This is a genomic window from Microbacterium sp. Marseille-Q6965, assembly GCF_946151065.1.
Classification (GTDB): domain Bacteria; phylum Actinomycetota; class Actinomycetes; order Actinomycetales; family Microbacteriaceae; genus Microbacterium.
On the sequence record NZ_CAMGZA010000003.1, the window covers coordinates 317,970 to 338,708 of the forward strand.

19 protein-coding genes and 1 tRNA gene are annotated in these 20,739 nt (G+C 70.9%); 8 read left to right on the plus strand and 12 right to left on the minus strand.

From position 1 onward, the window contains the following. Window positions 1–133: 133 nt before the first annotated feature. Window positions 134–508 carry a DUF1622 domain-containing protein gene (locus N8N77_RS10555; RefSeq protein WP_261166802.1) on the minus strand — a complete coding sequence of 125 codons (375 nt, stop codon included), beginning with the start codon at window positions 506–508 and terminating at the stop codon, window positions 134–136. A gap of 163 nt (window positions 509–671) precedes the next feature. Then, on the minus strand, window positions 672–1,634 hold the full coding sequence (locus N8N77_RS10560; protein ID WP_261166804.1) for an alpha/beta hydrolase: 963 nt from the start codon (window positions 1,632–1,634) through the stop codon (window positions 672–674). A 91-nt stretch (window positions 1,635–1,725) separates the two neighbouring features. On the opposite strand from N8N77_RS10560, the gene N8N77_RS10565 reads away from it, so the two are divergent. Next, window positions 1,726–2,286, plus strand: coding sequence for a TetR/AcrR family transcriptional regulator (locus tag N8N77_RS10565; RefSeq protein WP_261166806.1), 561 nt, complete (start codon window positions 1,726–1,728; stop codon window positions 2,284–2,286). Window positions 2,287–2,315: 29 nt separating this feature from the next. Here N8N77_RS10565 and N8N77_RS10570 read toward each other — a convergent pair. Further along, window positions 2,316–2,389: transfer RNA gene (locus N8N77_RS10570), tRNA-Gly, on the minus strand. A gap of 103 nt (window positions 2,390–2,492) precedes the next feature. On the opposite strand from N8N77_RS10570, the gene dcd reads away from it, so the two are divergent. After that, on the plus strand, window positions 2,493–3,092 hold the full coding sequence (dcd, locus tag N8N77_RS10575; RefSeq protein WP_261166809.1) for a dCTP deaminase: 600 nt from the start codon (window positions 2,493–2,495) through the stop codon (window positions 3,090–3,092). Here the strand turns inward: dcd and N8N77_RS10580 are convergent. From N8N77_RS10580 to N8N77_RS10595, 4 genes are all read right to left on the minus strand, one after another. Then, window positions 3,089–3,613 carry a GNAT family N-acetyltransferase gene (locus N8N77_RS10580; RefSeq protein WP_261166811.1) on the minus strand — a complete coding sequence of 175 codons (525 nt, stop codon included), beginning with the start codon at window positions 3,611–3,613 and terminating at the stop codon, window positions 3,089–3,091. The two genes, dcd and N8N77_RS10580, sit on opposite strands and share 4 nt — an antisense overlap. Window positions 3,614–3,679: 66 nt before the next feature. Beyond that, entirely contained in the window at window positions 3,680–5,404 is a 1,725-nt protein-coding gene (gene poxB, locus N8N77_RS10585; protein WP_261166813.1) for a ubiquinone-dependent pyruvate dehydrogenase, read from the minus strand. Window positions 5,405–5,478: 74 nt separating this feature from the next. Then, complete coding sequence (locus tag N8N77_RS10590; protein WP_261166815.1) at window positions 5,479–5,844, minus strand: YchJ family protein; 366 nt, start codon at window positions 5,842–5,844, stop codon at window positions 5,479–5,481. Window positions 5,845–5,918: 74 nt separating this feature from the next. Further along, window positions 5,919–6,506, minus strand: coding sequence for a hypothetical protein (locus N8N77_RS10595; protein WP_261166817.1), 588 nt, complete (start codon window positions 6,504–6,506; stop codon window positions 5,919–5,921). 101 nt (window positions 6,507–6,607) lie between these two features. On the opposite strand from N8N77_RS10595, the gene N8N77_RS10600 reads away from it, so the two are divergent. Further along, a complete protein-coding gene (locus N8N77_RS10600) occupies window positions 6,608–7,180 on the plus strand; it encodes a MarR family winged helix-turn-helix transcriptional regulator (protein ID WP_261166819.1) in 573 nt (190 codons plus the stop codon). A gap of 15 nt (window positions 7,181–7,195) precedes the next feature. Here N8N77_RS10600 and N8N77_RS10605 read toward each other — a convergent pair whose 3' ends face one another. After that, a complete protein-coding gene (locus N8N77_RS10605) occupies window positions 7,196–8,593 on the minus strand; it encodes an MFS transporter (protein ID WP_261166821.1) in 1,398 nt (465 codons plus the stop codon). A 236-nt stretch (window positions 8,594–8,829) separates the two neighbouring features. Here N8N77_RS10605 and N8N77_RS10610 point away from each other — a divergent pair, with 236 nt between their 5' ends. After that, window positions 8,830–12,864: an RHS repeat domain-containing protein gene (locus tag N8N77_RS10610; RefSeq protein WP_261166822.1), complete on the plus strand. Its 4,035-nt coding sequence runs from the start codon at window positions 8,830–8,832 to the stop codon at window positions 12,862–12,864. 77 nt (window positions 12,865–12,941) lie between these two features. Here the strand turns inward: N8N77_RS10610 and N8N77_RS10615 are convergent, their stop codons facing one another. The 4 genes from N8N77_RS10615 to N8N77_RS10630 form a co-directional block, all read right to left on the minus strand. After that, window positions 12,942–13,391: a hypothetical protein gene (locus N8N77_RS10615; RefSeq protein ID WP_261166824.1), complete on the minus strand. Its 450-nt coding sequence runs from the start codon at window positions 13,389–13,391 to the stop codon at window positions 12,942–12,944. A gap of 65 nt (window positions 13,392–13,456) precedes the next feature. After that, window positions 13,457–14,224, minus strand: coding sequence for a glucosamine-6-phosphate deaminase (locus N8N77_RS10620; RefSeq protein WP_261166826.1), 768 nt, complete (start codon window positions 14,222–14,224; stop codon window positions 13,457–13,459). Between the two features lie 36 nt (window positions 14,225–14,260). Then, window positions 14,261–15,595 carry a 6-phospho-beta-glucosidase gene (locus N8N77_RS10625; protein WP_261166828.1) on the minus strand — a complete coding sequence of 445 codons (1,335 nt, stop codon included), beginning with the start codon at window positions 15,593–15,595 and terminating at the stop codon, window positions 14,261–14,263. After that, entirely contained in the window at window positions 15,592–16,341 is a 750-nt protein-coding gene (locus N8N77_RS10630) for a DeoR/GlpR family DNA-binding transcription regulator (RefSeq protein WP_261166830.1), read from the minus strand. The genes N8N77_RS10625 and N8N77_RS10630 overlap by 4 nt, the downstream gene beginning before the upstream one ends. 118 nt (window positions 16,342–16,459) lie before the next feature. Between N8N77_RS10630 and N8N77_RS10635 the strand changes: the two genes are divergently transcribed. The 4 genes from N8N77_RS10635 to N8N77_RS10650 are packed head-to-tail and all read left to right on the plus strand — an operon-like array spanning window position 16,460 to window position 20,663. Beyond that, window positions 16,460–17,569, plus strand: coding sequence for a carbohydrate kinase family protein (locus tag N8N77_RS10635; protein ID WP_261166831.1), 1,110 nt, complete (start codon window positions 16,460–16,462; stop codon window positions 17,567–17,569). A 13-nt stretch (window positions 17,570–17,582) separates the two neighbouring features. Further along, window positions 17,583–18,941, plus strand: coding sequence for an ABC transporter substrate-binding protein (locus N8N77_RS10640; RefSeq protein ID WP_261166832.1), 1,359 nt, complete (start codon window positions 17,583–17,585; stop codon window positions 18,939–18,941). Then, window positions 18,934–19,848, plus strand: a complete 915-nt coding sequence (locus N8N77_RS10645) for a carbohydrate ABC transporter permease (protein WP_261166833.1) — start codon at window positions 18,934–18,936, stop codon at window positions 19,846–19,848. Before N8N77_RS10640 ends, N8N77_RS10645 begins: the two co-directional genes overlap by 8 nt. Then, window positions 19,845–20,663: a carbohydrate ABC transporter permease gene (locus tag N8N77_RS10650; protein WP_261166834.1), complete on the plus strand. Its 819-nt coding sequence runs from the start codon at window positions 19,845–19,847 to the stop codon at window positions 20,661–20,663. The genes N8N77_RS10645 and N8N77_RS10650 overlap by 4 nt, the downstream gene beginning before the upstream one ends. Window positions 20,664–20,739: the final 76 nt, after the last annotated feature.

The following is a 20,739-nucleotide window of genomic DNA, read 5'->3' on the forward strand; positions in this document are numbered from 1 at the left end:
CACCGTAGTCTGCTCGGCCAGGGGTCCGGCTGCTCCCCCTGTGGCACGCCCCGCCCCGGGAACCGCGCCCCGCCGCGTCCGCCTGTCACCGAGGGGCGGCGGGGTCGGGCAACAGGCCGAGCGCCGCAGGAGGTCACGAGGCTGCGGGCCGATCGAGCGCGTCCGCTGCCGCCTGCTCCTTCTGCCACGGCCAGCGGCCGGTGATCTCGAGCTCGAGCGACCAGCTCAGGAACGTCCGGATCAGGACGATCGCGGCGAGCACGCCGACGCTCGCCAGCGTGGGCGTGACCGCGACCGTGCGGATGATGTCGGCGGCCACCAGCAACTCCAGCCCCAGCAGGATGGATCGTCCGAGGAACCGGCGGAAGCGGCTGTACACGCCCGCCTCCGATCTTCGAAGCGACCGGACCGCGAAGATCGTCGCAAGCGCCGCGCCGACGACGATCGCGACGACGCCTGCCGCGTCGACCGCTTTCCCGACGGTCTCGATGATGCTCTGAAAGTCCATGCCCCCGTCCTACCCACGGAGGGGAGCGACGTCATCGGCCTTGACGGCGACACCCACGCCGGGATCGGCCGCGATCGACGGCGGCGCGCCCGCTGGTGAGGGGGCCGGCCGGCGCCGCTGCGCCGGAGGGAGTCCGAGGTGCGAGGACCCCCTCCGGTCGGGATCACTCCGCGAAGGCCGACGCGAGGGCCGCGACGGCCTGGGCGATGGCTCCGCGGGCGGCGTGCGTGTCGTGCAGGCTGTTCACCATGACGAAGTCGTGGACGATGCCGAGATAACGCACCGCCGTGACCGGCACCCCCGCCGCGCGGAGCTTAGCGGCGTACGCCTCGCCCTCGTCGCGCAGCACGTCGGCCTCGGCGGTGATGACGAGCGCAGGCGGAAGCCCCGCGAGCTGCTCGATCGAGGCGCGCAGCGGCGACGCGGTGATCTCCGCACGCTCGTCCGCATCCGCGGTGTACTGATCCCAGAACCACTTCATTCCGTCGCGCGTGAGGAAGTAGCCCTCGGCGAACTCCTCGTAGCTGGCGGTGTCGAACGACGCATCGGTGACCGGGTAGAAGAGCACCTGGAAGCGGAAGGAGACGTCGCCGCGCTCCTTCGCCAACAGGGTCAGTGCGGCCGACATGTTCCCGCCGACGGAGTCGCCCGCCACGGCGAGGCGACGCGCATCGAGGCCCCGAGCAGGTCCCTCAGACGTGATCCACTTCGCCACCGCGTAGGACTGCTCGATGGCGTGCGGGTAGCGCGCCTCCGGCGACCGGTCGTACTCGGGGAAGACGACCGCGGCGTTCGCGCCGATCGCCAGGTCGCGAACGAGCCGGTCGTGCGTGTGCGCGTCGCCGAAGACCCACCCGGCGCCGTGGATGTAGAGAATCACGGGCAGCTCGCCTGTCGCGCCGATCGGCTTGACAATGCGGACGCGAACCGGGCCGGTCGGGCCGCCGGGGACCTCGATCCATTCCTCGTCCACCTCGGGCTTGACGATGGGGGTGTCCTGCACCGAGTCCACCGCGGCGCGCCCCTCGGCCACGGGCAGCTGGTTCAGGAAGGGGGGTTCGGCGGTCGCTTCGACGAACGCCTGGGCCGCCGGCTCAAGCGAGATGCGGCGCGGATTCGCGGACATGGGGACTCCTCTTCTCGGGGGAGAACGATCGTTCTCCGGCTGCTGACGAGCATAGAGAACGAACGTTCTCCGCGCAAGATAGACTTCCCCCATGGCGGAGCGTGAGGCGCGTGAGCGCATCGTGGAGGCGGCGGATCGGCTGTTCTACTCGCGAGGGATCGGCCGGGTGGGCATGGACGCCGTGCGGGACGAAGCGGGGGTGTCGCTGAAGGCGATCTACCGCGAGTTCCCGTCGAAGGAGGATCTGGTCCTGGCTGTTCTCGCCCGGCGCCATGACGTCTGGGTGAACGGCGTGGAGGGCGCGGTCGGGGGGATCGGTGACCCGCGGGAACGCATGCTCGCTGTCTACGATTACCTGGCCTCGTGGTTCGAGGAGGCCGACTTCCGTGGCTGCGGATTCATCAACGCGTTCGGCGAGCTCGGCGGCTCGAGCGCCCGGGTCGCGGAACTCGTGCGAGAGCACAAGCAGTCGTTCCAGCGCTACGTCGATCGACTCGTCGCCGACGCGGGGTGGCCGGCGTCGGTGGGCCCTCAGCTCGCGATCCTCGCGGAAGGCGCACAGACGACGGCGGCGATCGCGGGCGACGCGGCGGCGGCTGCCATCGCGCGCGAGGCGGCGGCGACCCTCATCGCCGCGAACGCGCCGCGCTGAGCGGTGGCCTGCGAGCCGGAAAGAGGGAGTGGAGGGGCTGACGGGAATCGAACCCGCGCTGTCTGCTTGGGAAGCAGAAGTTCTGCCATTGAACTACAGCCCCGCGCTTTCGCGTAGGCCCATCGTAACAGCGCCGCGGCGCCGCGGCGGAGCACGCCGGCTCCGGCGGGGCGGGCCCGGCGCGCGGCACGCTCTAGGCTGGTGCCGTGCTGCTCTCGGATCGCGACATCAAGGCCGAACTCGAATCGGGTCGGATCGCACTGGATCCACTGGATCTCGCGATGGTCCAGCCCTCGAGCGTGGACGTGCGGATCGATCGGTTCTTCCGGCTCTTCGACAACCACAAGTACCCGTTCATCGACCCGGCCGAGGATCAGCCCGACCTGACGCGCCTCGTCGAGGTCTCGCCGGACGAGCCGTTCGTGCTGCACCCGGGGGAGTTCGTGCTCGGGTCGACGTTCGAGACGGTCACGCTGCCCGATGACATCGCGGCGCGCCTCGAGGGCAAGTCGTCGCTGGGGCGGCTGGGGCTCTTGACGCACTCGACCGCCGGCTTCATCGACCCGGGCTTCTCGGGTCACGTCACCCTCGAGCTGTCGAACGTCGCCACGCTGCCCATCAAGCTGTGGCCGGGCATGAAGATCGGCCAGCTGTGCTTCTTCCGGCTCACCTCGCCGGCCGAGAACCCCTACGGCTCGGGCCCGTACGGCAATCGCTATCAGGGGCAGCGCGGCCCCACGGCGTCGCGCTCGTTCCAGTCCTTCCACCGCACCGACGTCTCGGTCGCCGGCGCGCAGGAGGGCTAGCCGCGGCTGACTGGCCGCGGCGCGTCGTCGCCGCCGAGGTCGCGCTGCATCCGCAGCACGTCCCACCACCGGTTCAGCTTCCACCCGACGCGCTCGAGCACGCCGACGTCTCGGAACCCGAGCCGGCGGTGCAACCGCACGCTCGCGTCGTTCGGGACGACGATCCCCGCGATCGCGCGCCGGAAACCCCGGGCCGCGAGCCGGTCGAGCAGTTCGGTGTACAGTGCCGAGCCGAGCCCGGCGCCGCCCGTTCCCGGGGCCAGATAGACGCTCGTCTCCGCCGTCCAGGCGTAGGCGTCCCGCGGCGAGTAGGGCGCGGCGTACGCGTATCCGACGACCCGTTCGCCCTCGATCGCGACGATCCACTCGTGGCTGGCGCCGTAGCGTGCGATCCGGTCCGCCATCTCATCGACCGTGGGAGGGCTCGCCTCGAACGAGATGGGCGTCTCGCGGACGTACGGGGCATAGATCTCGGCGCAGGCCGCGGCATCCGCGGTCTCGGCTTTGCGGATGACGGGCACGGTTCCATCGTGCCACCACGGTCCGCCCCCGATGCGCGGGCGGACCGTGGTGCCGGGGATCGAGCGTCAGAGCAGCTGGCGCCAGTTCGCCCGCGCGAGATCGAGCAACTCGTCGCCGCGCCCCGACATCACGGTGCGCAGCGCGTAGAGCGCGAAGCCGCCCACCTGCGCGGCCGTGACGTTCGGCGGCATGGCGAGCTCCTGCCGCTCGGTGACGACGTCGAGCACCGCCGGCCCCTCATGCGCCAGGAACTCGTCGACCGCGTCGGGTAGGTCGTCCGACCGCTCCACGCGGATGCCGCGGATGCCCAGGGCGGTCGCGACGTCCGCGAAGTTCGGGTTGGCCAGGCCGGTGCCGTAGGTGACGAAGCCCGCCGCCTTCATCTCGAGCTCGACGAAGTTCAGTGACGCGTTGTTGTAGACGACCGTCTTGAGCGGCAGCTCGTGCTGCGTGAGCGTGATGAGCTCGCCGAGCATCATGGCCAGGCCGCCGTCGCCCGCGAGCGCGACGACCTGGCGGCCCGGCGCCGCCGTCTGCGCGCCGATCCCATGCATCAGCGCGTTCGCCATGGAACCGTGGCTGAACGAGCCGATCAGCCGCCGCCGACCGTTCATCGTGAGGTAGCGGGCGGCCCACACGGTGGGCGAGCCCACGTCCGCGGTGAACACGGCGTCATCCGTGGCCGCTCGGTCGAGCAGGCGCGTGAGGTACTGCGGGTGGATCGGCTCGGAGCCGCGGCGCGGCACCGCCAGCTCGTCGAGCTTGGCGCGCGTGCGCAGGTAGTGATCGCGTGCGTCGTCGAGGTGGGCGCGCCCGCGTCCCGCGCGCACGCGCGGCAGGAGCGCCCTCGCGGTGGCGCCGACGTCGCCGACCAGGCCGAGGTCGAGCGGGTGGCGCCGGCCGAGCTGGCTGCCGCGGATGTCGACCTGGATCGTCTTGGCGTGATCGGGATAGAACTGCGGGTAGGGAAAGTCCGTGCCGAGCATGAGCACGGCGTCGGCGGCATCCATCGCCCGGTAGCCCGACGCGAAGCCGAGCAGTCCCGTCATGCCGACGTCGAACGGGTTGTCGTACTCGATGTGCTCCTTGCCGCGCAGCGCGTGCACGATGGGTGCGTTCAGGCGGTCCGCCAGCGCGATCAGCTCGTCGTGGCTCCCTGCCACACCCGCGCCCGCGAGGATCGTCACCCGCTTCGCCGCGTTGAGCAGCTCGGCGGCCCGGTCCAGCTCGGCGTCGCTCGGCACGACCGTGGGGTGGGTGCGTCGGATGACCGAGGTGCGGTTGGAGGCGGCATCCGCCAGGGCGACGTCGCCGGGGATCACGATCACCGCGACGCCCTGCTCTTCCACCGCCGTGCGCATCGCGATCTCGAGGATGCGCGGCATCTGGGCGGGGTCGGCGACGTACTCCACGTATGAGCTGCACTCGCGGAACAGCTCCTGCGGGTGCGTCTCCTGGAAGTAGTTCGTGCCGATCTCGGAGGTCGGGATGTGCGCGGCGATCGCGAGCACGGGAACGCGCGATCGGTGGGCGTCGTAGAGGCCGTTGATGAAGTGCAGGTTGCCGGGCCCGCAGGATCCGGCGATCACCGCCAACTCTCCGGTGATCGCCGCGTCGGCGGCGGCCGCGAAGGCAGCGGATTCCTCGTGACGCACGTGCATCCAGCGGATGGTTCCGTCCCGGCGCAGCGCGTCGGTGAACCCGTTGAGCGAGTCGCCCGGGATGCCGTACACATGCTTCACGCCGTTCGCGCGAAGAGTGGCGACGATGTTCTCTGCGACTGTGGTCATGCGAACCCCCTGGTCGGCCTGCTTTGAGGCTACTCCCGTGGGGGAGGGGCGGCGCCAGAAGGCGCCGCTGCTCGTCAGTCGGTGCGGCCGTCGACGTAGAACCAGCGGCCGCCGCGCAGGGCGAATCGGCTGCGTTCGGTCATCGCTTCCGGGCCGCTCGGTGTGCGGTACCGGGCGGTGAAGAGCACCTCGTCGCCCACGGCCTCGTGGACCTCGAGGGCCGTCCAGGTCGTGCCGTCGTCGAGGTCGAGCGCGGCGGGTCGCGTGCGCGGGTGCCAGGTGCGCAGAAGGTAGTCGGCGTCGCGGCGGGCGAAGGCGCTGTAGCGCGACCGCATCAACTGCTCGGGGGTCTGTGCCTGACGCGCCCCGGCGTGTAGCGGGCCGCAACAGGTCGGGTAGGGCTCGCCGGATCCGCAGGGGCAGGCGACGGCGAAGCTCACCGTTCCAGCCTACGGCGGCGCCCCGGACCGCGCGGGCCCGGGGCGCCCCGGTACGCGGGTGGGGCGCGGGCGGATCAGGCGGCGCGCCCCCGCTCGAACCCGGCGAGGAAGCCTCGCTCGAACGCGTGCTGCGCCGTCAGGCGCCCGCGCCGAAAGGGGTGCCCCGGTTCGCCGAGGTGACGACCCCAGCGCGGGTGCGGTCGCATGCCGTGCCCGTGCCCGCGCCGCGGGTGGTCGGGAGCTTCGGGGATGTCGTCGCTCTCGCTCCATCCCAGCTGCCGAGCGATGGCCTCAAGCGTGCGCAGGGTGACCTCGAAGTCGGCGGAGGGAACGCTGCCGGCGACGCGGGAGCGGACCGCCGCGACCTTCCTCTCGAGGCGCTCTTTGGCCGCGCGCCCCGAATCGGTGAGAGACCAGCCGTGGTCATCCAGGGCGATCCAGCCCAACTCGGCGAGGTGAGCGAGGTGATCCGGCGTGCCGTCGATCACGGGCGCGGCCGCGGAGCCGTCGACGCGATTCAGCGCCCTCCAGTGGCGGCGGTCGACCGGTTCGTCGGCGAGCGCGACGTCGATCTCCCGCGCGATGAGGTGGTCGACGGCCCTCAGCCAGAAACCGAGCGGGCGGTCCCCGCGGCCGTGCGTGTGCGTGTCAGGGGTGTGCATGGTGGTCCTTTCGGAAGCGGTGGCGATGCATGTCATATGTCATGTACATGCACTGTGACATGTTCTTTCGTTGCATGTCAAGTGGCATGTATCGTGGAGGAGTGACGCCGCTCGATCCCGCCGACCAGATCGCCGCCGCGCTGGCCCGCCTGCGGGGGCTGCGGCCCGTCAGCGGCCGTCACGATGCCGAGGGTCCCGCCCACGCCCATCGGGGCGCCGGGCATCACCGGGGTCCGATGACCTGGGGCGCCACCACGCCGGGCGACCTGCGCGATCTGCGCGCGGAGATCGCGGATCGTCGCGGGCGCGGCCCGGCGGGGGGACTCGGGCGCTCGGCCACCCGGATGCGCATGCTCGAGGTGCTCGTCGATGCCGGCACGGCGCTGTCGGTCGGGGACCTCGCCGCGCGGCTGCACATCGATCAGCCGCGGGCCAGCCGCGTCATCCAGACTGCGGTGCACCTGGGCTTGGCGCGCCGCGAGGCCGACCCGCGCGACGCGCGGCGCACGCTCATCGCGCTCACCGAGCACGGGGCGCACGCCGTGGCCGAGGCGCGGGGCGCGCGCGCCGACGCCGTGCAGCAGGCGCTGGCGGGCTTCACGCCGGACGAGCGGGCCCAGCTCGCGGCGCTGCTCACGCGGCTCGCCGACGCGTGGCCGCGGCCCGGCCGCTGAGCTCGTGCCGGTGTGTCAGCGCAGCTGCTTGACCGGCAGGAGAAGCAGCAGCCCGGCCAGGATGACGCCCACGATGGCGAGAATGCCGTAGGTCGATCCGAGCGCCGCGACGACGATCGTCCACGCGCCCGAGGCCATCCAGCTCGACGCGCGACCGGTCGTCGCGTACAGGCCGAAGATCTCGCCTTCTCGGCCGGCCGGCGTCACGCGGGCGAGGAACGACCGCGATGCGGCCTGCGCGGGCCCCACGAAGGCGCACAGCACGAGCCCGCCGATCCAGAACACGATGGGCCCGAGATCCACGAGGAAGAACACCGCCAGCCCGGCCACGACCATCGACGCCAGTGCGGCGATGATCACGCGCTTGGCGCCGAATCGGTCGTCCAGGGGGCCGGCGAGGATTGTCGAGACGCCCGCGATGAGGTTCGCGGCGACGCCGAAGATCACCATCTGCAGGAACTCGAAGCCGAACACGACCTGCCCGATGATGGCGCCGTAGGCGAAGACGCCGCCGAGGCCGTCGCGGAAGACGGCGCTGGCCAGCAGGAACCACCCCGTGTGGCGGGTCTCGGGGTTCTGGAACAGGGCGACGATGTCGTGCACGAGCAGCTTGTACGAGGCGAAGAACCCGACCTTGCGCTCGGGGCGGCCGAGCGACGGCTCGGGCACGTTGCGGAAGATGGGGATCGAGAAGAGCAGCGCCCAGATCGCGCAACCGACGGCGATGATCCGGAACGGCAGACCGGTCTCCTCCGGCAGCCCGAACCAGCCCGACATGTAGAAGACGATGACGAGCACCAGCGCCACGATGCCGCCCAGGTAGCCGAAGCCCCAGCCGAGCCCGGAGACGCGACCGATCGTCTTCTGGTTCGCGATGCCGATGAGCATGGCGTTGGAGCTGACCGCCGCGATCTCGCCGAAGACCTGGCCGGCCGCGATGAGCGCCACGCCGACCCAGAACAGCGCCGGGGCGGGCTCGACGAACCACAGCCCGAGCATGCAGGCGACGAGCGCCCCCGTGCCGATCCCGAGCCACAGCTTCTGGCGGCCCGCCGCGTCGGCGCGCTGACCCAGCACGGGCGCGATCGCGAGGATGAGCAGCCCGGCGATCGTGCCGGCCAGGCCGAAGCCCGACGCCAGCCCGTCGACCGCGCGCGCCCGGATCGGGTCGTCCTCCGCGAGGGCCCGCACGTCGGCGGGCAGGAACACGTCGGTGGTCAGGTACATCGACGCGAAGATGAAGGTGAGGATCACCGTGTTGAAGGGCTGCGTCGCCCAGTCCCACAGCGCCCACGAGTAGATCTGCTTCTTGGATGCCGTCTTGCCCTCGCGCAGATCGAGCCCCATCACGCCGATCGCGCCGCTGTCGGCGGTGGCGGGAAGGTCGGCCCGGGGCGTGCTGTGCTCGCTCATGCGAGCGAACGTAGGGACGTCGGGTGAACGGATGGTGCCGCGCGCATGGCGTCACCCTAGCGCGCGTCTTCGCGCCGCGGGGGTGGCGAGCGACCGTGGCGACACCCGGGCGCGAGGGTGAAATTCGGGGTGAAGTCGTGCTCCGGCGCGTCCGTTTCGTTGAGGTGCGTTCGCTCCCTCCGATTGACTGCGGGGGTCTGCACCTGCACATTCACTGAGCGTTTCGGGGGAGTTCGATGAAGACCAGACCGTCCGGTGGACCGGGCACACGTTTCCGCGCCGCGCTCGCGGCCGTCACCGCGGCGCTCGTGGCGTCGACGACCTTCCTCGTCGCGAGCCCGGCGGCAGCCGCGACGCCCGTCTACGAGATCAAGGGCGCATGGCTCGCGCAGCCCGACTCGATCTCGCGCGGCAATCCCGTCGTCGCCGAGTGGCGCATCAACGTCAACGACGCGGACAACCCGCCGGTGAATGAGCCCGTCCAGAACGTCGTGGCGACCTTTGCGGTCGAGAAGGCCTTCTTCGACGAGATCCCCGACGCCTGCCTGCGTACCGGAGTGGACCCCGTCTCGTCCCTCTCGGCCGACGGCACGGCGCTGACATGCAACTTCGGCCCCGTCGCGATGGGCACGGCGCTCGTGCTGCAGACGCCCGTCGTGGCGAACGGTGTCACGGGCGAGGAGATCGCGCTGGCCGGCACGAGCCCCAGCGGGGAGGTCGTCGACCTGCCCCGCATCCCGATCGCCAACCCGTTCGTGATGGACATCCACTACGGACAGAACACGAACCTGGCGTCGTGGAACGCCGACTACACGGCGGTGGACGTCGACGTGCAGTGGTCGCTGCGGCTGGGCAAGGGCTCCGACCCCGGCCCGGACAGTGTCACCTACCGGCTCACCGTGGCCGACAGCAACGGCGGCACGGTGCAGCGCGGCACGAACCCCCGCACGGGCGACCTGGGCTGCAGCCCCTTCGACTCGGGCAACGCGTCGGGTCACCCGTGGTCGACGGTGCCGTCGCACTTCCGCCACACCAACTTCGTGGGCTCCTGCACGCTCACGGCGGTGCCCGGGGCGCCCGGCCAGTTCGACCTGACCCTGAGCGGCATCAACTACGACCTGCTCAATTCGCCGACGCAGGACGCCGGCGGCGGCGCGGGAACGCCGCTGCCCACCGACTACGACTACATCGCGAGCGGCTCGCTCTGGTTCCACATCCTCACCGACCAGGCGGGATCCGTCTCGGTCACCTCGAACGCGCCGACGTATGAGGCGCCCACCGGCCAGCGTTTCACCGACCTGGTGGCGAACAACCGCACGACCAAGTCGTACACGCTGCCGGGCGGCTGGAGCGCCGGTTACCGCCGGGACTACACCGGCTCCGGCGGCACGACGTGGGACGACACCTACCGTGTCTCGCCGGGCACGGTCGTGAACGCGTACGTCAGCAACACCGGCGGACCGGTGACCCCCACCGGCGGCCTGTTCGGCAACTGCATCGCGCTCGACACCGCCTACGTGGAGTACGTGCCGGTTCCGGCCGACACGCGATTCCCCGAGGTCATCGGCGTCAGCACGGACGCGTCGCGGCCGTGGAGCGGGCTCGACAACCCGCCGCCCGTCGAGTACTACACCGGTCCGGTCGGCGACCCCGACCAGTTCGACTGCGGCACCGGCACGTGGTCGACCACCATGCCGGAAGACCCCGCCGACGTCACCGCCGTGCGCATCCGGCACGAGCACGCGCACTACGCCGCGGAGGACCGCGACAACTTCCAGCTGAACGCGTACATGCGCGTGCGCGACAACGTCGCCGTCGGCCGCGACGTGTGGACCTTCGGCTCCATCCTCCGCAACGGCGTCTGGACGGGACCGAACGCGGGCAACCGGGTGACCGATACCCCCGACGCGCGCTACCCGTACACGACGGGACGCCGCGACATCCTGCGCATCACCACCGCGACGCCCTTCATCCAGAAGGCCGCCGAGCGCGCCACGGTCACGCCCGGCGTGCCGACGCTGTTCACGCTGCGCTACTCGGCGAACGGCTCGGGCATCATCCCCGAGACCGTCGACGGCTACGAGATCGTGGACACCCTTCCGGTGGGCATGACGTACGAGCCGGGATCGGCGACGCCGGAGCCGGCGATCACGATCGACGCGCAGGGTCGGCAGGTGCTCACCTGGACGCTGAACGACGTGCCGACGAACGAGGCACAGACGCTGACCTATCAAGCCGTCACCGATACGGCGGTGGAACCGGGCACGAGGCTCACGAACACCGTGTTCTCGCGGTACGGCGGGGCCGACTCCCGCCCGGCGGCGGCGACGGTCACGACCACGTCGAACGGCTACACGACCATCCTGAAGACGGCAGACCTCTGGTTCATCCCCAACCGCACCGGCGACGGTGACGGCACCGGCTCGTGGACCGTGGAGATCGAGTCGCGCGACCCCGAGTCGCAGGCCTACACCGACACGATCGACATCCTGCCGTACAAGGGCGACCAGCGGGGCACGTCCTTCTCCGGCACGTACACGCTGGACGACGTCGTGCTGCACGACGGCGGCACGGTGTACTACACCGACGCCGACCCGGCGACCCTTTCGGACGATCCCGCCCACGAGGACAACGGCGCGCCCAACGCACCGTCGGACCTGTGGACCACGGAGCGACCGGAGAACCCCACGGCCATCCGCGTGATCGGCGGTGAGCTCGTCTCGGGCGGCACGTTCTCGTTCCAGGTGCTCATCGCCACCGACGGCGCCCAGCCGCAGGACGTGTACGTGAACCGGGCACAGGCGCGTGCCGAGCACACCGAGCTCGTCATGCGCACCTCGGCGTCGCTCACCATGGGCACCTGGTACGCGGCCACGCTGAAGAAGTACGTCCAGGATCTGCAGGGCGAGTGGCGTGACGCGAACGAGGTCGACGAGTACCCGAGCTTCCGCATCGGCGACACGGTCAACTACCGCGTCGTCGTGGAGAACATCGGTCAGGGCACGCTCGAGAACATCGTCGTGAGCGACGACCAGCAGCCCGAGCTCGGGGCCGTGACGATCGATGTGCTCGACCCGGGTGAGACCTTCACCCACGAGTACTCCATCGTGCTCGAGGACGGCGCGCCGGAGACTCTTGTGAACAACGCCTGTGCGGAGATCCCCGAGGAGAGCCAGCCGGCCGACACCGAGCCGGTGACGATCGACTGCGATCCGGCCGGCCTCGAGGTCGTCGGCGATCCCACCCACGTCAAGGAGCTCGTCTCGGCGTCGCCGATCGGCGATGGCCGGTGGGAGGTCGTCTACGGCATCGACGTCACGAACGAGGACGCGTACGACACCACCTACCACCTCGACGACACCCTGCACTTCGCCGAGGAGGCCGAGATCGTGTCGGCCGAGGTGACCGCCGCGCCCGAGGGCGTGACGCTCGCCACGCCGGCGTGGGACGGTCAGGGCAACGTGCGCATCGCGGCGGCGGTACCGCTTCTCGCCGCCGACGACGAGGCCTACGCGCCGCACCGCTACGAGGTGACGGTGATCGCCGAGGTGCCGCTGTGGCTCGACGGGGCCGGCTCGGGTGACGATGACCCGACCCGCTGCGGCGAGGACGGCGACGACACCGACCGCGCGTTCAACAACACGAGTGCGCTGACGGATCCGTCGGGAACGGTGGAGGACGATCAGGCGTGTGCCGAGATCCCCTCGATCCGTCTCGACAAGAGCGTGGCGTCGGGCCCGACCGCCTCGGGCGTGGGCCGGTGGACGATCGTGTACGCGATCGTCGCGGAGAACGCGGGGGGCGCGGCCGGCACCTACGACCTCTACGACAAGCTGCTGTTCGGGGAGGGCATCGAGATCGTCTCGAGCGAGGTCGCCTCGGCCCCCGCCGGGGTGACCCCGGCCGCGTCGTGGACCGGCCTGGGCGAGCAGAAGCTCTCGGACCCCAACCGGATCGCCGCGGACGTGGTGCTCGATTCGGGTGCGGCGCACACGTACTCGGTGCGGGTCGAGATCACGGCCGAGGCCTCCGACCTCAGCGCGTCGGCGCGTCAGTGCCCCGCCCCGGGCTCGGGTGACCGCGGTGGCCTCGCCAACTCGGCGGCGCTCGCGCACAACGGTCACCTCGCCGAGGACGACGTCTGCCCGCCGCTGCCGGCGGCCCTGGCGGCCACCGGCGGCGTGCTCATGCTCGGCGTGCTCAGCACGGCACTACTGCTGCTCATCGGCGGAGGCGGCTTCCTGCTGTTCCGCCGCCGCATGACCGTCTGACGGGGGCGGAACGGCCCGCCCGGTGCCCTTTCGGAGGCCCGGGCGGGCCGTTCCGCGTCTCGCCGCCGCACGCCGGATCAGCCGGCGAGCCAGCGCTCCAGGAGGGCGGCTCGCTCGGGCCGGCCGATGAGACGGTAGGCGATGGCCCACACCGCGGGATCGGCGATGGGCAGCCCGCGCCATTCGCCCGTCACCCCCACGGGAAAGGGGACGAGCCGGTCGCCGTCCCAGGCGGCGAAGCCCACGAGCACGTCGATCTCGTGATCCCCGGCGTCGACGACCAAGCGCGCCCGCGTGGCGAACGGTCGGCCGGCGCTCGCGGGCGCCGTCCAGGCGAGACCGAGCCGGTCGAGCGCCGCCGTCACGACGGCGGGTTCGCCCTCGCACGTGATGTCCCAGTCGCGCACGCGATCCACGAGGCCCAGCGACGCCAGCAGGGCGGATCCGCCGACCGCGACGGGCAGCCCCCGCTCCCGCAGCGCCGCGACGATCCGAACGGCGGTGTCGGTCGGTGGATGCGTGATCACCCTGCCATCCTGCCCGGGCGGGCAGCGTCGATGGGCGGGCGATCGCCGGTCGACGCCAGCGACCGTCAGGCGGGCTTGTTCCGGAAGGCCCAGCGGTAGTACTCGGCGTACCGCAGGCGCGAGGCGGCGGCCTCGTCGACCAGCACCGTGGTGCGGGGATGCAGTTGGATCGCCGAGCCGGGCAGCGACGCGGTGACGGGCCCCTCGACGGCCCCGGCGACGGCGGCGGCCTTGGACTCGCCGAAGGCGAGCAGAACGAGGTGACGCGCCTCGAGGATGGTGCCGATGCCCTGCGTGATGCACCACACGGGCACGTCGTCGATCGAGGGGAAGAAGCGCGCGTTGTCGCGCCGGGTCTGCTCGGCCAGTGTCTTCATGCGCGTGCGCGAGGCGAGGGACGATCCGGGCTCGTTGAACCCGATGTGGCCGTTGGAACCGATGCCCAGCAGCTGCAGGTCGACCCCGCCCGCGGCGGCGATGGCCGCCTCGTACCGCTCACCCGCCGAGCCGGCCCCCTCGAGGGACCCGTCCGGCACCTGCACCAGCGACGGCGTGAGACCGAGGGGCTCGACGACCTCGCGAGTGATCACCGAGCGATAGCTCTCGGGATGCGCCAGGTCGATCCCCACGTACTCGTCGAGCGCGAATCCGCGCACCCGCGACACGTCGGTTCCGGCGAGGCGGCGGCGAAGCGCCGTGTACACCGGCAGCGGAGTGGATCCGGTCGCCAAACCGAGCACGGCGTCGGGGCGCGAGCGGATCAGGCTCGCGACGAGATCGGCGGCGATCTCACCCGCCGTCTCGCGGTCGGGAACGATGACCACCTCAGCCACGCGCGCCTCCCGTCGCCGCGGCCGTCGCATCGGCGCTCACTGCAGCAGGCGCCCGATCGCCTCGAACTTCTCGCTGTAGGTGTCGACGAGCCGGCGCGCGATGCCGACGGAGTCGACCAGGGGGTGGGCGGCGAAGGCGCGCCAGGCCGACTCGCGCGAGCCGGAGAGCGCCGCGTCGATCACGTGGCGCTCCGCGGCCTTGACGCTCGTCATGAGCCCGAGCATGTCGCCGCTCACGGGCGCGACCGGCCAGGGGTGCACGCCCTCGTCGTCGACGAGGCAGCCGACCTCGACCACGGCGTCCTCGGGCAGCTGGGGCACGAGGCCGTTGTTGCGCACGTTGAGGATCATCGTGGCCGGTCGCCCGGTGGCGATCGCGGCCATCAGGTCGAGGGCGACCTTCTGGTAGCCGCCGCCGTCGACGTCCGAGTCCTCGCGCTCCTCGTCCTCGTCGCGGCTCTCGGCCATGTAGCTGGCCTCGCGCTCGTGGCGGGTGCGCAGCCACGTCTCCAGGGGATCGTCGCCCGGGTGTGCGAAGAACTCCGCCTGCTGGTGGTCGATGAACTCGCCCCGGGTGGACTGCGCGGCGCGGATCCGGGCGGTCGCCTCGCGCGTGAAGTAGTAGTAGTAGAGGTACTCGTTCGGGAGGGCGCCGAGGGCGCGCACCCAGTCGAAGCCCATCAGGCGAGCTTCCTCGATGGTGCGCAGCTTGTCGTCCTCGGCGAGCAGCGCGGGCAGCAGCTCCTGGCCGTCCACCGCCACGGAACGCAGCCACCCCAGGTGATTGAGGCCGACGTAGTCGAAGGACAGGCCCTCGGCCGAGGCCGAGCCCGTGGCCGCGAGGGCGGCGCGGCGCATCAGGCCGATCGGCGTGTCGCAGATGCCCACGACGCGGTCGCCCAGCACGCGGCGCATGGCCTCCGTCACGATGCCGGCCGGGTTCGTGAAGTTGATGACCCACGCGTCCGGCGCCAGATCGCGGATCTGCTCGGCCAGGCGCGTCATGAACGGCACCGTGCGCAGCGCGTACGCGAGACCGCCGGGTCCGACCGTCTCCTGGCCGAGGACGCCGAGGTCGAGCGCCGTCCGCTCGTCGAGGATGCGTCCGGCCGTGCCGCCGATGCGCACCGCGCTGAAGACGAAGTCGGCCCCCCGCAGCGCCTCCGTGAGGTCGGTCGTCGCGACGACGCGGGGAGCGTGCGCGCGCGTCTCTGCGAGGCGGTCGATCACGGCGCGGATGGTCGCCAGCCGCGACTCGCTCACGTCGTAGAGCGCGAGCTCATCGATCCGCACGGGCGCGTCGTCCGACGCCACGGCCTCGAACACCTGCGGAACGCGGAAGCCTCCGCCTCCGATGATCGTCAGCTTCATGCCACCATCACCTCGACCTCTCCTTGGCGCAGCAGCGCGAGCGTCTTCTCGTCTGCTCCTTCGCTGGTCACGACTCCCCACAGGCGATCCGCGCCGCACACGCTGAGCAGACCCACGCCCGGGAACTTCGAGGCGTCGGCCAGCACGACGGTGCGCTCGGACGAGGCGATCATCGCGCGCTTGATGGGGACCTCCATGCCGGTGGTGTCGGTCACCGTGCCATCCGAGCGGATACCGCTCGTGCCCAGGAAGCAGATATTGGCCCGCAGCTGCGCGAGCGCCTGCTCGGTGAGCGCACCGACCATGGAGTAGTAGTTCTTGCGGACGGCGCCGCCCAGCACGATGAGCTCGACGGCCTCGTCGTCCCGCAGCTCGTCGATCACGGCCAGGCTCGAGGTGATCACCGTGATGCGGCGACCCTTCAACATTCGCGCCAGCAGGGCCGTAGTGGTGCCGATGTCGATGAGCACCACGTCGCCGTCCGCGACAAGCGTGGCGGCCAGGGTGGCGACCCGCTCCTTCTCGGCGTGGTGCTGGTTGCTGACCGACTGGAAGGGGACGCGATCCGGCTCGATGCTGCCGCCACCGCGCACGCGGCGCAGCAGGCCCTCTGCGCTCAGCGCATTCAGATCGCGCCGGATGGTCGACGCGGACACGCCGAACACGTTGGCGAGCTCGTCGACCGTCGCCTCGCCGCCTTCGCGGATCGACTGAAGGATCCTCGCCTTGCGCGTCTCGGTCAGCATGCACGTCAGCCTACCAGTCATGTTCGCGCATGAATGCGCAATTGTGTGCACATGAGTGAGCATCGAGAGGGTATGCTCGGGCGAAATCGATCAACCCCGATGATGGAGGTGCGGCACCGTGACCCTGCACGATGGCTCGATGGCCCCCGTGGGCGCCGTGGATGTCGTGCTCTCCGGCGCCGTGTTCTTCGACCTCGTGATGGGGGAGCTGGACCAGGCTCCGGCACCCGGCACAGAGGTGTATGCGCGCGAGCTGGCGACCGCCCCTGGCGGCATCGCCAACCTCGCCGTCGCGACCGCACGTCTGGGTCTGCGCACCGATCTCATCACGACGCTGGGCGATGACATCTACGGCCGCTGGTGCCGCGAGTTCCTCGTGGACCACGAGGGCATCGACCTCAGCCGCAGCCGCACGCTGACGGGATGGCCGACCCCGCTCACCGTGTCGCTCGCGCACGACGGCGACCGCAGCATGATCACGCGCGAGGAGCCGGCACCGCCCACGCCCGACGCCGCCGAGGTGCCTGCGCGCGCGGCGATCGTGGACCTTCGCGCCGTCGCGCGCGATGAGGCGTGGCTGTCGTCCGCTGCGCGAGGCACCCTCGTGTTCGCCGACCTCGGATGGGATCCGACCGGCCGCTGGGACCCCGCCGATCTGCGCGCGCTGGAGGCGTGCCACGCCTTCACACCCAACGAGCGCGAGGCCATGGCGTACACGCGCACCGACACGCCGGTCGCCGCGGCGCGGGCACTGGCCGAGCGCGTGCCGCTGGTGGTCGTCACGTGTGGCGCCGCGGGCGCGGTCGCGATCGACGCGGCGTCGGGCGAGGAGGCGCGCGTCCCCGCGGTCCCGGTGCGGGCGCGTGACGCCACCGGCGCCGGCGATGTGTTCGGGGCGGCGCTCGTCGCCGCGACGCTGGAGCAGTGGCCGCTTGCGCAGCGCGTCGCCTTCGCCGCGCTGTGCGCGGGGCTTGCCGTCGAGGGCGTCGGGGGTTCCATCTCCGCCCCCGGATGGGGCGACATCGCCGACTGGCGTGGTCGTCATCGCGACGGAGAGCTGGGCGAGCGCTACGGCTTCCTCGACGACGCCCTGCGCGGCCGGGTGCTGCGGCGCCGCGCCGACGCGGCGTTCCCCTTCGCCACCTATCGACCTTCCCCCTCGCACCACCCGCATGAACACAGCACCATCTCGACGGGCAGCGGCTCCGCCGCTTCCCTCCCGCACTGAGAAAGGGACTCTCATGAAACGACACACGCGGCTCGGATCCGCCGTTCTCGGGGGCGCGGCCTTCGCCCTCGTCCTCAGCGCCTGCGCGCCCGGCACCGGTGGCGGCGGCGCCTCGGACGAGCCCGCCGGCGAGATCAGCACCGACATCTCGGGGGTGGGCGACGTGACGCTCACCGTCTGGGACCAGGAGGTGCGCGGCGGCCAGAACGAGCAGATGGAGCAGCTCAACGAGGCGTTCATGGAGAAGTACCCGAACGTCACCATCGAGCGGAACTCGCAGGCCTTCGACGACCTCGCGACCACCCTGCGGCTGGCGCTGACGGGCGACGACGCCCCCGACGTCGTGCAGGCGAACAACGGCCGCAACACCATGGGCGCCTTCGTGGAGGCCGGGCAGCTGCGGCCGCTCGACGACTACGCCGACGCCTACGGCTGGACCGATCGCTACGCGGAGTCGATCCTGCAGTACTCCAGCTACAGCGACGACGCGAAGACCTTCGGCTCCGGCAACCTGTACGGCCTGCCGCAGGTGGGTGAGGTCGTCGGCGTCTTCTACTCGAAGTCCAAGCTCGACGCGCTGGGCCTCGAGGTGCCGCAGACGTGGTCGGACTTCGAGGGCGCGCTGCAGACCGCGAAGGACGCGGGCGAGACGCCGCTTCAGCTCGGAAACGTCGAGCAGTGGCCGGCGCTGCACGTCTTCGGACCGCTGCAGGGCAACTTCGTCGATGCCGAGAGCATCACGAACCTCGGCCTGGGCAACGCCGGCGCCAGCTGGACCACGCCCGAGAACGAGGAGGCGGCGGCGACGATGCAGCAGTGGGTCGAGGCCGGCTACTTCAACGAGGGCGTCAACGGCGCCGACTACGACGCCGCGTGGCAGGCGCTCGCCGACGGCAACGGCGTCTTCCTCATCGGCGGATCGTGGCTGGCGGCGGATCTCGAGGACGCCATGGGCGACGACGTGGGCTTCTTCGTGCCGAGCACCGACGAGGGGACGTACGCGACCACCGGCGGCACGGGCCTGCCCTTCGCCGTGACCTCAGCGGCCGACAACACCGACGTCGCCGCGGCCTACATCGACTTCATCACCAGCGATGAGGCCATGCAGATCCTCGCCGACACGGGCAACCTGCCGGTGAACCGCACGGCCGAGCTCGCGCCGGAGTCGGGCGTTCTCGCCGACGTGTTCACGGTGTTCGGCGAGGTCACCGAGAACGGTGCCGTGCTGCCGTACCTGGACTACGCGACGCCCACCTTCTCGGACACCATGGGCCAGTCGCTGCAGGACCTGATCGCCGGCAACATCACGCCGGCGCAGTTCACCGAGACGCTCGAGGCCGACTACGCGGAGTTCGTCTCGTCGAATGAGTAGCACGATCGCCATCGTCACCGGGCGGGGCGCCGAGAGGCGCCCCGCCCGGCTGACGAGGACATGGGTTCCCTACGCGTATCTCGCGCCCGCCCTTTTGCTCTACGGCGGTTTCCTCCTCGTGCCGCTCGGGCGCGCGTTCCAGTTCTCGTTCTACGAGTGGGACGGGCTCGGCGCGTCGACCTTCGTCGGGGTGCAGAACTACATCTCCGTCTTCACCGATCCGAAGCTGCGCGAGGCCTTCCTGCACGCGCTCGTGCTCATCTTCTTCTACGCGGTGCTGCCGCTGTGCATCGGCCTGGTGCTGGCGGCGCTACTGACGCGATCGCGGGTGCGGGGCCTGGGCTTCTTCCGCACGATCATCTTCCTGCCGCAGGTGATCGCGATGGTCGTCGTCGCGGTGACGTGGCGGCAGATCTACGCGCCGGACGGGCCCCTCAACGGACTGCTGCGCGCCGTCGGACTGGACGCGTTGACCCGCGCGTGGCTCGGCGACTACACGTGGACGCTTCCCGCGGTGGGCCTGATCGGTACGTGGGTCTCGACGGGTCTGGTCACCGTGCTCCTCATGGCGGGCATGAGCCGCATCCCCCGCGAGCAGTACGAGGCCGCTCGCCTCGACGGCGCCGGGCCGCTCCGCGAGTTCTTCGCGATCACGCTGCCGTCCGTGCGCGGCGAGATCACGGTCGCTCTCACGCTCACCATCGTCGCCGCGCTGAAGACGTTCGACCTCGTGTACGTGACGACCAGCGGTGGCCCGGGCACGAGCACGTCCGTGCCGAGCTACGAGGTCTATCGCCGCGCCTTCGAGCTCGGCGAGGTCGGCGCCGCGGCCGCCGTCGGCATTGTGCTGACCGTCATCGTCTTCATCATCAACTGGATCGTCAACCGGATCGGAGACCGTTCGTGAGGGTCTCGCGCATCGAAAGCGCCGCCAACTACGTCATCCTCATCGCCTTCGCCCTCGTCATCCTCGGGCCGATCGGTGTGATCCTCACGCTCGCGTTCGGTCCGAAGAGCGCCTCGGTCGCGCGCGAGGGCGGCCTGGTTCACCCGGAGAACTTCCTGGAGGCGTGGGAGGTCGGCCGGTTCGGCCAGTACATGCTCAACTCGGTGCTGGTCGCCGTGGTGGTCGTGGTGGTCGCGGTCGCTGCCTCGATCCTCGCCGGGTACGCCCTGGGCGCGATGGATTTCCGAGGGGCGACGTTCTTCTTCTACCTCTTCCTGCTCGGCATCATGGTGCCGACGGAAGCGTTCATCATCCCCCTGTTCTTCGACATGCGGTCGTTCGGCCTCGTCGACACGGTCGCGGGCGTGGCCCTGCCGCAGATCGCCATGTCGATCGCGTTCGGCACCTTCTGGATGCGGGCGTACTTCCGCTCTTCCAGCCGTGCGGTCGTGGAGGCGGCACGTCTCGACGGCGCGGGGTCCTTCCGGATCCTCTGGCAGATCCTCGTGCCCATGGGGCGTCCGGCGATCCTCACCCTCGTGCTGCTCACCTTCATGTGGACCTGGAACGAGTTCCTCATTCCACTCGTGATGTCGCCGACGGGGGATGTCCGCACCGCGCCGCTGGGCCTGGCGTTCTTCCAGGGGCAGTACACGCAGGGCACGGCGCTGCTCGCAGCCGGCGCGATCCTCGTGGCCCTTCCCGTGGTCGTCCTCTACGTCTTCCTGCAGCGCCACTTCATCAAGGGCATGATCGAGGGCGCGGTCCGCGAGTGACGCTCCGGCGTGCTCGAAAATGCACGCTACTGCTTGAAGTTGCGCACTCCCACCGCTAGCGTGGCGCGAGACGTGT